We start from the raw sequence: 9810 nt of genomic DNA, 5'->3' as shown, positions 1-9810 counted from the left end.
GCTCTCCGACGAGGAGCTCGCCGCGCTGGTGGAGGAGGCCGTCGCCGAGAGCGGTGCCACCGGGCCGCAGGCCATGGGCCAGGTGATGAAGGTCGTGAACCCGAAGGTCGCCGGACGCGCCGAGGGCGGCCGGGTCGCGCAGGCCGTGCGGGCCCGCCTGGCGTCCTCCTGACATCGGACCGGTCCCGGTCCCGGACGTGGGAGGACCCCCGCCGGGTTCCCCGGGGGACCGTGCGTGGGAGGACCCCCGCCGGGCTCCTTGAGGACCGGACGTGAGGGGGCCCTCCCGCCGGGACCCCTGAGGGGGCCGGGCGGGAGGGCCCGTGTTCACGGGGAACGGACTCCCGGGAACGTCCCGTCCTACCAGTTGCCCCAGTCGTCGGGACCGGTCGGGGCGCCGTCGTTGATGTCCCGTCCGACCTCGCCGCCGTCGTCGCCGCCCCGGTCGCCGCCCCGGTCACCACCGCGGTCGCCGCCCCGGTCGTCGCCGCCGCCGCGGTCGGGCTCCGGCGGGGGCTTGGGCGCGCACCGGCCGGAGCAGCCGCCGAAGCGCTCCATGTTCACCGGGGTGAACGAGGTCGCCTTGACGCCCTTGAGCGCGCCGAGCATCGACTCCTTCCAGATCCGTCCGGAGATCGAGGCGCCGTAGACGTGGCCGTAGTAGCGGCCGCCGATGGTCACGTTGGTCAGGTCGTACTTGAAGGCGCCGCGCGGGTCGCCGAGGCTGACGGCGGAGGCGAGGTCGGGGGTGAAGCCGGCGAACCAGGCGGCGGTGTAGCCGTCGGTGGTGCCGGTCTTGCCCGCCGCCGGCCGGCCGATGCCGCCGACCTCGGTCATCGTGCCCTTGGTGAAGACCCCGGACATGATGTGGGCCGCCGCGTCGGCGACCTCCTCGTCGAGGACCTGCTTGCACTTGGGCTTGTACGACGTCTTCTTGCCGTCTCGGTCGACGCTCTCGGTGATCACCATCGGCGCGCAGTAGGCGCCGCGGGCGGCGATCGTCGCGTAGGCGTTGGAGACCGTCACCGGGTCCATCTCGTTGGCGCCGAGCGTGAAGGTCTCGACCTCCCGCAGCTTCGCGCCGTCGGCGCGCTTGATGCCGAGGCTCTTGGCCATCTTGACCGTCTCGCAGAGGCCGACCTCCTGCTCCAGGCGGAGGAAGAAGGTGTTCACCGAGCCCAGGGTGCCGGTGGTCAGGGTCTTGAAGCCGCCGCTGCTCTCGCTGGAGTTGTGGACCGTGTGGCCGGGGTCGCCGACCGGCTCGCCCTTGCAGTTGCGGAACGCGCTGTAGCCGGAGGCGGTGTAGCCGTCCCCGGTGGCGAAGCCGTCGTTCAGCTTCATGCCCTGGTCCAGGGCGGTCAGCAGGGTGAAGGGCTTGAAGGTGGAGCCCGCCTGGAAGCCGGCGCCGCCCGCGTGGTCCCGGTCGCCGACCAGGTTGTAGCTGATCTCGTTCTTCTTCTTCTTGGTGCCGTACTTGCGGCTGGCGGCCATCGCCTTGACGGCCCCGGTGCCGGGGACGACCATCGCCTGCGCGGCGACCGGCTTGTCGCTGGCCTTGACGTAGTTCTTGATCGCCTTCTCCGCGGCCTTCTGCGCCTTGGTGTCGAGCGTGGTGGTGATCGTCAGGCCGCCCCGCTGGAGGAGCTTCTCGCGCTCCTTGGGGGTCTTGCCGAAGTCCTCGTTGAGCGCGATCTCGTGCTGCACGTACAGGCAGAAGTAGGGGTACCTGCTCTCCTGGCAGCCGCCGGGGGCCTCGACGTCCTTGAAGCCGAGCTTCTTCTTCTTGGCCTCCTCGGCCTCCTGCGGGGTGATCTTGCCGAGCTCGGCCATCCGGTTCAGCACGGTGTTGCGCCGCTCCAGCAGCCGGTCGCGGGCGGCCTTGCCGGCGTCGGGGTCGGTCACGCTCGGGTTCTGCACGGCCCCGGCGAGGGTGGCCGACTCCCAGAGGTTGAGCTTGGAGGCGGGCTTGCCGAAGAAGCGCTTGGCCGCGGCCTGGATGCCGTAGGCGCCCGCGCCGTAGTAGGAGATGTTCAGGTATCGCTCGAGGATCTCCGCCTTGGTGTACTTCTCCTCGGCGTACAGGGCGTAGCGCAGCTCGTTGAGCTTTCTGGAGATGGTCTGCGCCTGCGCGGCGTCCCTTTTCTCCTTGGTCTCGGCGGCGTTGACCAGAACGAGCTTGACGTACTGCTGGGTGATCGAGGAGCCGCCCTGGACGACCCCGCCGCCCGAGACGTTCCTCACCGCGGCCCGGAAGGTGCCCTCCAGGTCGATCGCGCCGTGGTCGTAGAACCGGTCGTCCTCGATCGCCACGATCGCGGTCTTCATGATGTCGGAGACCTCGTCGATCTTCACCGACTCACGGTTCTGGAAGTAGAACTGGGCGAACTGCTTGCCGTCCGCGTCGAGCAGGGTGGTCTTCTCCGCCAGGGGGGGTTCCTTGAGCGGTTCGGGGAGAAGCCGCAGCTCGTTGGTGGCGGCGTTGACCGTCATCCCCGCGCCACCGACCGCCGGAAGTGCCACGGCGGCGGCCAGCACGCCGGTGATCGTCGCCGCCGCGACGAGTTTCAGCACGCCGCCGATCTTGCGGAACACCGAGCCCTGATCTTTGCCTTCAGCTTGCACAGGTCAAGAGTACGTCGGGCTGATGCTCCAAACGGTAACGGAACACCCTTTTGAGATGACTTCTCCCGGTATCGCAGGCGGGTGACTAGTCATTCCCGGCCAGATGGCCGTGGATGACCATGTGAGAATTTGGTCCCGCCGGGGTCTGTCGGCCCGAACGTCTGGTTGCGTACGTTCTCTTTCTGCAGCAATTGAATACCGAGGCCCGACGCCCGCGCCCGTCGGCCCAAGTCACGACTGACCACCTAAGGGGAGTGGGGTCGAATGTGGATCACGGATTGGACCTCCCGTGCGGCCTGTAAGGGTGCGGATCCTGACGCTTTGTTCGTTCAGGGTGCTGCCCAGAACCGAGCAAAGCTGATCTGCCGAGGATGCCCGGTCCGGACCGAGTGCCTCGCCGATGCGCTGGACAACCGCATCGAGTTCGGGGTGTGGGGCGGGATGACCGAGCGCGAACGTCGAGCGCTGCTGCGCCGGCGACCGGATGTCGACTCCTGGCGTGACCTGCTGGAGTTGGCCAAAGAAGAGTACGAGCGAACGAACGAGCTGATCGCCGGCTGAGTTCGCGCCGATCCCGTACGGCTGGCGCCGGGCGCCAGCCGTACACGCATGTCCGGGGACGGTGATACGTGTCGGGCGGCCGGACCTCCGGTCGCCCGTCCGGCGTCGGGCCGAGGACCGCCGAACGTCGGGCCGGGAGGACCGCCGAACGTCGGACCGGGCCGCCGGACCGGGTTACTGGGCGGCCAGCAGCCGGCCCACCTCGCGCAGGCCCTCCAGGTCGTGCACGTCCTGCGCCATGGCGGGGACCCGCGCGACCGGCACCGTGGGATGGGCGGAGACGAAGTGCTCCTGCTCGCGCTGCTCGCGCGCGGCCAGCTGCATCCGGCCGGCGTGCAGCCGCAGGACGGCGGAGGTGAGTTCGTGCTCGCCGCGCGACTCCAGGTCCTCGGCGGCGGCGGTGCTCCGCGCCCCGGACAGGACGGCGGCCGGTGAGCGGTGCACCCGGTTGACCACGAGGCCCGCCAGCGGCATGCGCTCGGCGGCCAGCCTCTCCACGAAGTAGGACGCCTCGCGCATCGCGTCGCGTTCGGGTGAGGCCACGACGACGAACGCCGTCCCCGGGGCCTGCAGCAGCCGGTAGGTCTGCTCGGCCCGTGCCCGGAACCCGCCGAAGACAGCGTCCAGCGCGGAGACGAACGTCTGCAGGTCCTTCAGCACCTGCGCGCCCAGCAGCTTGGTCAGCGCCCCGGCGACGATGCCGAACCCCGCGTTGAGCAGCTTGAACGCGCTGCGTCCCCCGGCCTTGGCCGGGGCCGTGAGCACCCGGATGAGCCGTCCGTCGAGGAAGCGGCCGAGCCGCTCGGGGGCGTCCAGGAAGTCGAGCGCCGAACGGGACGGCGGGGTGTCGACGATGATCAGATCCCACTCGCCCGACCGGCGGAGCTGGCCCAGCTTCTCCATCGCCATGTACTCCTGGGTGCCGGCGAAGCTGGAGGACAGGGACTGGTAGAAGGGGTTCGTCAGGATCTGCCGGGCCCGCTCGGGGTCGGCGTGCGCCTCGATGATCTCGTCGAAGGTCCGCTTCATGTCGAGCATCATGGCGTGCAGCCGGCCGTCGCCCCGCACGTCCGCGACCGGTCTGGGGGTGTTGTCGAGCTCGGTGAGGCCCATCGACTGCGCCAGCCGCCGCGCGGGGTCGACCGTGAGCACCACGGCCGAACGGCCGCGTTCGGCCGCGCGCAGCCCCAGGGCGGCGGCGGTGGTGGTCTTGCCGACGCCGCCGGAGCCGCAGCAGACGACGATCCGGGTGTCCGGGTCGTCGACGATCGCGTCGAGGTCGAGAACCGGTGGCTTCTTCACGCTGCTCCCTGGGTGCGCATCGATTCCGCCAGCTCGTACAGGCCCGACAGGTCCACCCCGTCGGACAGCAGCGTCAGCTCGTAGCGGGGGCGGGCGGACCTCTCCAGCGAGAGCCTCTCCTGCCGTTCCAGCTCGGTGCGGCGGGCGTGCTCGGCGATCTCCTCGGTGAGGGCCTCGGCCACCGCGACCGCGGCGGAACCGCCGTCGGTGAGCCCGGCCGCCTTCAGCCCGAGCGCCAGCTCGGCCGGGTCGAACCTGCCCTCGGCCGCGGCGTCCAGCACGGCCTCGGGCAGCAGCGACTCGCGGACCATGTTGATGAAGATCCCCCCGGCGGGGAGGTCGGCCTCGCGGAGCTCGCGCAGGCCGTCCAGGGTCTCCTGGACCGGCATCTCCTCAAGAAGCGTGACGAAGTGCACCGCGGTCTCGGGGGAGGACACGACCCCGTTCACCAGGTCGGCGTGGTTCTTGATCGGGCCGACCCTTGCCAGCCCGGCGACCTCGTTGGTGACGTTCAGGAAGCGGGCGACCCGGCCGGTGGGCGGGGCGTCCAGCACGACCGCGTCGTAGACCCTTTTGCCGTTCCTGTCCTTGCGGCGGACGGCCTCGCTGGTCTTGCCGGTGACCAGCACGTCGCGGAAACCGGGGGCGATGGTGGTCGCGAAGTCGACGACGCCCATCTTGGTGAGCGCCTTCCCGGCCCTGCGCATGCCGTAGAACATCTCGAGGTACTCGAGCATGGCCTCTTCGGGGTCGATGGCCAGCGCGTAGACGTCCCCGCCGCCCGGCGCGACGGCGATCTTGCGTTCCTCGTACGGCAGCGGGGGCAGGTCGAAGACCCGGGAGATCCCCTGGCGGCCCTCGACCTCGACCAGCAGGACCTTGCGGCCGCCCGCCGCGAGGGCGAGCGCGAGCGCGGCGGCCACCGTGGTCTTCCCGGTGCCGCCCTTGCCGGTGACGACGTGGAGGCGTACGCCGTCCCAGTCGGTGTCGCGAGCTCTCACCTTTCGAAGGCTACCCAACGCCCCCTTGACAACTCGCCGCGGCCTTCCTTCAGGGGTTCCCCGGAGGGGGGCCGTCCTGCCGGGAGAGGGAGGGCGCGGTGGCCCGCCCGTGGACGTGGCGGAAGCCCCTCGCCGTCGCCTTCCCTGGTCAGCGCGGCCCCGCGGGCCCTCCGCGCCGCCGGGGGGACGGCCCGGCGGACGGCGCGTGGCGTTGCGTGGCGGATGCGGCCAGGCGGCTAATCGATCCGGCGGGGAAAGTAAATATGCGGATTCTCACAACCGCGGGCCCCGCCCGGCCGGCGGCGGGGAGGGTGCGGGCGGGCGGTGACGGGCGGTGACGGGCCGCCGGGCGGGGGCGGTCTCGCTAATGTGTCCCGCATGACGAAATGGGAGTACTCGACGGTGCCGCTGCTGGTCCACGCGACGAAGCAGATTCTCGACAACTGGGGCCAGGACGGCTGGGAGCTCGTGCAGGTCGTGCCGGGCCCCAACCCGGAGCAGCTGGTCGCCTACCTGAAGCGGCCCAAGCAGTGACGCCGGAGGACCGGCTGGCCGAACTCGGCCTGACCCTGCCCGAGGTGGTCCCGCCACTGGCGGCGTACGTCCCGGCGACGCGGTCGGGCGACCACGTCTACACCTCGGGACAGCTCCCGATGGTGAACGGCGAGCTGAGGGCGACCGGCAAGGTCGGCGCCGAGGTCGGGGCCGAGGCCGCCCACGACCTGGCGAGGATCTGCGCGCTCAACGCCCTGGCCGCGATCGCCTCGGCGGCCGGAGGGCTGTCGAACGTCGTACGGATCGTCAAGGTGACCGGTTTCGTGGCCAGCGCCCCGGACTTCACCGGGCAGCCGAAGGTCCTCAACGGCGCCAGCGAGCTGTTCGCCGAGGTGTTCGGCGACGCGGGCAGGCACGCCCGCAGCGCGGTGGGGGTCGCGGTGCTCCCGCTGGACGCGCCGGTGGAGGTCGAGGTGATCGCCGAGGTCCGCTGAGGACACCCGGGACCCGGCCCCTTCGGAAGCCGGAAGGGGCCGGGCGGGCTCGTGATTGTCCGGAGCGGTGCCGTACCACATGATGGACCCTGAAACCGAGCAGTGTTCTGGTGGAGGGTCTCAATGGGCGGTATCCCGCTTCCTGGTGAGTTGGGCGAGCGAGCGCGTGACATCCTGGCCGGACGGATCGCCCCGGCCCCGGCGAGGGACGCCGCGACCGTCGTCGTCCTCCGCGAGGACGCCGGCGGGGTGGAGGTCTACCTGCTGCGGCGCAAGGCGAGCATGGCCTTCGCCGCGGGCGCCTACGTCTTCCCCGGGGGCTCGGTCGACCCGCGCGACACCGATCACGCGATCGCCTGGTCCGGTCCCTCCCCCGAGGCCTGGGGGGAGATCTTCCGGGCGGACGGGCGGACGGCCCGGGGGCTGGTGTGCGCCGCCGTACGGGAGACGTTCGAGGAGTCGGGGGTGCTGCTCGCCGGCCCGTCCGCGGAGTCGGTGGTGGCCGACACCACCGGCGACGACTGGGAGGCCGACCGGCTGGCCCTGATCGGCAAGAGCCTGTCCTTCGCCGACTTCCTGGACAGGCGAGAGCTGGTCCTGCGTTCCGACCTGCTCCGCCCCTGGGCCCACTGGATCACCCCGGAGGTCGAGACCAGGCGCTTCGACACCCGCTTCTTCGTCGCGGCGCTCCCGCCCGGCCAGCGCACCCGCGACGTCGGCGGCGAGGCCGACCAGGTCGCCTGGCTCAGGCCCGCCGACGCGCTCGACCGGGCGCGGACGGGCGAGATCTTCCTGATGCCCCCGACCCACCGCACGCTCACCGAGCTCGGCGCCTACGAGAAGGTGCCCGAGGTGCTCGCGGCCGACCGTGAGATCGTGACCATCATGCCCAGGATCGCCCAGGTGGACGGGGAGACGCGCATCGTGCTCGACGACGACTACCGGTTCGGCGCCCCGTGAGCGGGCTGAGGATCCCCCTGGACGGGGGCGAGGGGCCCGACGGGGCCGGTACGGCCCACGCCCTCAACCTGCTCGCCCCGAACCCGTCCGAGATGACGCTGGACGGCACCAACACCTGGGTGGTGGGCCTCGGCGAGGAGGTGCTGGTCGTCGACCCCGGTCCGGACGACGACGGGCACCTCGCACGGGTCGCCGCCCACCTGGAGGGCCGCCGGGTGGCCGCGATCCTTCTCACCCACGGGCACCCCGACCACAGCGGCGGCGCCGCGGCGTTCGCCCGGCTGGCCGGCGCGCCCGTCAGGGCCCTCGACCCGGCGTACCGGCTGGGCGAGGAGGGGCTCGGCGACGGCGACGTGGTCACGGCCGGGGACGTGGAGCTGCGCGTGCTGGCCACCCCCGGTCACTCGTTCGACTCCCTGTGCTTCTGGCTGCCCGAGGACCGGGCGATCCTCACCGGCGACACCGTGCTGGGCCGGGGCACCACGGTCATCGCCCCCGACGGCGACCTGGCCGACTACCTGCGCTCCCTCGACCTGCTGCGCGACAGGGCCGAGCGGGCCGGGGCCGAGGCGCTGCTGCCCGGCCACGGCCCGGTGCTGCCCGACCCGATCGGCGCGCTCGACGGGTACATCGCGCACCGGCGCCGGAGGCTGGACCAGATCCGGGAGGCCAGGCGGCGGGGGGCGACGACGTCCCGGGAGATCGTCGAGATCGTGTACGCGGACGTGGACGGGTCGCTCTGGCCCGCGGCCGAGATGTCGGTCCGCGCCCAGATGGCCTACCTGGACGGCTGAGGGACTCGGCACGGCTCCCGCCCGGAGGGCCCCGGGAACGGTCCTTTTCCCGGAGGGCGTGCTCCCGGGACGTTTTCGGGGCTTCCAGGGCTTCGGGATTTCCGGGGCTTCCGGGGCCTCCGGGCGGGGGCCGGTCAGCGCGAGCGGTTGTGCAGCCGCTCCAGATCCATGATCACCACGGCCTTGGCCTCGATGCGCAGCCAGCCGCGCTGGGCGAAGTCGGCCAGCGCCTTGTTCACCGTCTCCCGGGAGGCGCCGACCAGCTGGGCCAGCTCCTCCTGGGTGAGGTCGTGGTGGACCCGCACGCCGTCGTCGATCCGCTGGCCGAAGCGCTCGGCCAGGTCGAGCAGGGCCTTGGCGACCCGGCCGGGCACGTCGGTGAAGACGAGGTCGGCCAGCACGTCGTTGGTGCGGCGCAGGCGCTGGGCCAGGGCGCGCAGCAGGTGCAGGGCCACCTCGGGGCGGCCGGTCAGCCAGGGACGCAGGTCGTCGTGCCCGAGCCCGGCCAGTCGCACGTCGGTCAGCGCGGTGGCGGACGCCGTACGGGGGCGGGGGTCGAACAGGGACAGTTCGCCGAACATCTCGCTCGGACCGAGCACGCTGAGCAGGTTCTCCCTGCCGTCGGGCGCGGTACGGGAAAGCTTGATCTTCCCTTCGAGCACCACGTAGAGGCGGTCACCGGTCTGGTTCTCACTGAAGAGGGTCTGCCCCTTGGAAAGTTCGACCTCGGTGATGCTCGTGCGCAGCGCCGCGGCGCTCTCACGGTCGAGCGCGGCGAACAGAGGGGCCTTGCCCAGCACTTCGTCGGAGTTCACGGTGCCTCCTGTTTCACGGCTCACGCAGTCATTGTGACCCATCCCACCGTGCGCCCCTTCAGGGGGCCTGGAGCGTAGGCTGTCGGGGTGCTCCGCGACGTCAGCCCCGTAGAGGAATCCCGGCTCGCCCTGGTACGCCGAGCTCGGCGAATGGACCGGATCCTGGGTGAGACCTACCCGGACGCCCACTGCGAGCTCGACTTCACCACCCCTCTCGAACTGCTGGTCGCGACGATCCTTTCCGCGCAGTGCACGGACAAAAGGGTTAATACGGTTACTCCTACCCTTTTTGCGAAATATCTCACCGTGGAGGCGTACGCGGCCGCCGACCGGGCCGAGATGGAAGAGATCATCCGATCCACCGGCTTCTTCCGGGCCAAGACCAACAGCATCATCGGCATGGCCCAGGCCGTCTGCGAGCGCTTCGGCGGCGAGGTGCCGGGGCGGCTCAAGGATCTGGTCACCCTGCCCGGGGTCGGCCGCAAGACGGCCAACGTCCTGCTCGGGAACGCGTTCGGAGTGCCCGGCATCACCGTCGACACCCACTTCCAGCGGCTGGTGCACCGGTTCCGGTGGACCGCCGAGACCGACCCGGTGAAGATCGAGCACGTGGTCGCCGGCCTGATCCCCAAGCGGGACTGGACGATGATGTCCCACCGGCTGATCTGGCACGGCCGCCGCGTCTGTCACGCCCGCACGCCCGCCTGCGGCGTCTGCCCGCTCGCCGCGCTCTGCCCCTCGTACGGCCTCGGCCCGATCGATCCGG

11 protein-coding genes are annotated in these 9810 nt (G+C 71.4%); 7 read left to right on the top strand and 4 right to left on the bottom strand.

Annotation, left to right across the window (positions count from 1 at the left end):
• On the top strand, positions 1-172 hold a 172-nt coding region (locus AB0G16_RS37635; RefSeq protein ID WP_362815626.1), incomplete at its 5' end, for a GatB/YqeY domain-containing protein.
• A gap of 188 nt (positions 173-360) precedes the next feature.
• Here the strand turns inward: AB0G16_RS37635 and AB0G16_RS37630 are convergent.
• The gene (locus AB0G16_RS37630) at positions 361-2622 is read right to left on the bottom strand and encodes a transglycosylase domain-containing protein (RefSeq protein WP_362815624.1); all 2262 of its coding nucleotides are present in this window, start codon (positions 2620-2622) and stop codon (positions 361-363) included.
• Positions 2623-2886: 264 nt separating this feature from the next.
• On the opposite strand from AB0G16_RS37630, the gene AB0G16_RS37625 reads away from it, so the two are divergent.
• Positions 2887-3183 (top strand): WhiB family transcriptional regulator, encoded by a 297-nt coding sequence (locus AB0G16_RS37625; protein ID WP_012887233.1) that lies wholly within the window; start codon positions 2887-2889, stop codon positions 3181-3183.
• 174 nt (positions 3184-3357) lie between these two features.
• Here AB0G16_RS37625 and AB0G16_RS37620 read toward each other — a convergent pair whose 3' ends face one another.
• Positions 3358-4485: an ArsA family ATPase gene (locus AB0G16_RS37620; protein ID WP_362815622.1), complete on the bottom strand. Its 1128-nt coding sequence runs from the start codon at positions 4483-4485 to the stop codon at positions 3358-3360.
• On the bottom strand, positions 4482-5486 hold the full coding sequence (locus AB0G16_RS37615) for an ArsA-related P-loop ATPase (RefSeq protein ID WP_362815620.1): 1005 nt from the start codon (positions 5484-5486) through the stop codon (positions 4482-4484). Before AB0G16_RS37615 ends, AB0G16_RS37620 begins: the two co-directional genes overlap by 4 nt.
• A 378-nt stretch (positions 5487-5864) precedes the next feature.
• On the opposite strand from AB0G16_RS37615, the gene AB0G16_RS37610 reads away from it, so the two are divergent.
• From AB0G16_RS37610 to AB0G16_RS37595, 4 genes are all read left to right on the top strand, one after another.
• Positions 5865-6020, top strand: a complete 156-nt coding sequence (locus AB0G16_RS37610) for a DUF4177 domain-containing protein (RefSeq protein WP_012887236.1) — start codon at positions 5865-5867, stop codon at positions 6018-6020.
• Positions 6017-6475, top strand: coding sequence for a RidA family protein (locus AB0G16_RS37605; protein WP_362815618.1), 459 nt, complete (start codon positions 6017-6019; stop codon positions 6473-6475). Before AB0G16_RS37610 ends, AB0G16_RS37605 begins: the two co-directional genes overlap by 4 nt.
• A 123-nt stretch (positions 6476-6598) precedes the next feature.
• On the top strand, positions 6599-7435 hold the full coding sequence (locus AB0G16_RS37600; RefSeq protein WP_362815617.1) for an NUDIX hydrolase: 837 nt from the start codon (positions 6599-6601) through the stop codon (positions 7433-7435).
• Entirely contained in the window at positions 7432-8229 is a 798-nt protein-coding gene (locus AB0G16_RS37595) for an MBL fold metallo-hydrolase (protein WP_362815615.1), read from the top strand. The genes AB0G16_RS37600 and AB0G16_RS37595 overlap by 4 nt, the downstream gene beginning before the upstream one ends.
• Before the next feature lie 134 nt (positions 8230-8363).
• On the opposite strand, the gene AB0G16_RS37590 is transcribed toward AB0G16_RS37595, so the two are convergent.
• Positions 8364-9086 (bottom strand): Crp/Fnr family transcriptional regulator, encoded by a 723-nt coding sequence (locus tag AB0G16_RS37590; protein WP_362815613.1) that lies wholly within the window; start codon positions 9084-9086, stop codon positions 8364-8366.
• A 45-nt stretch (positions 9087-9131) separates the two neighbouring features.
• Here AB0G16_RS37590 and nth point away from each other — a divergent pair.
• A partial coding sequence (gene nth / locus AB0G16_RS37585; RefSeq protein WP_362815611.1) for an endonuclease III occupies positions 9132-9810 on the top strand: 679 nt, incomplete at its 3' end.

The organism is Streptosporangium sp. NPDC023615 (assembly GCF_040640155.1).
Classification (GTDB): domain Bacteria; phylum Actinomycetota; class Actinomycetes; order Streptosporangiales; family Streptosporangiaceae; genus Streptosporangium.
This window is presented reverse-complemented; position numbering and strand designations above follow the sequence as displayed.

What these genes read in the sequence shown, in the direction of transcription:
- AB0G16_RS37625 (WP_012887233.1), top strand. Translation starts at nt 2,887, where the DNA reads ATGTGGATCACGGATTGGACCTCCCGTGCGGCCTGTAAGGGTGCGGAT.
- AB0G16_RS37610 (WP_012887236.1), top strand. Translation starts at nt 5,865, where the DNA reads ATGACGAAATGGGAGTACTCGACGGTGCCGCTGCTGGTCCACGCGACG.
- AB0G16_RS37600 (WP_362815617.1), top strand. Translation starts at nt 6,599, where the DNA reads ATGGGCGGTATCCCGCTTCCTGGTGAGTTGGGCGAGCGAGCGCGTGAC.
- AB0G16_RS37590 (WP_362815613.1), bottom strand. Translation starts at nt 9,086, where the DNA reads ATGGGTCACAATGACTGCGTGAGCCGTGAAACAGGAGGCACCGTGAAC.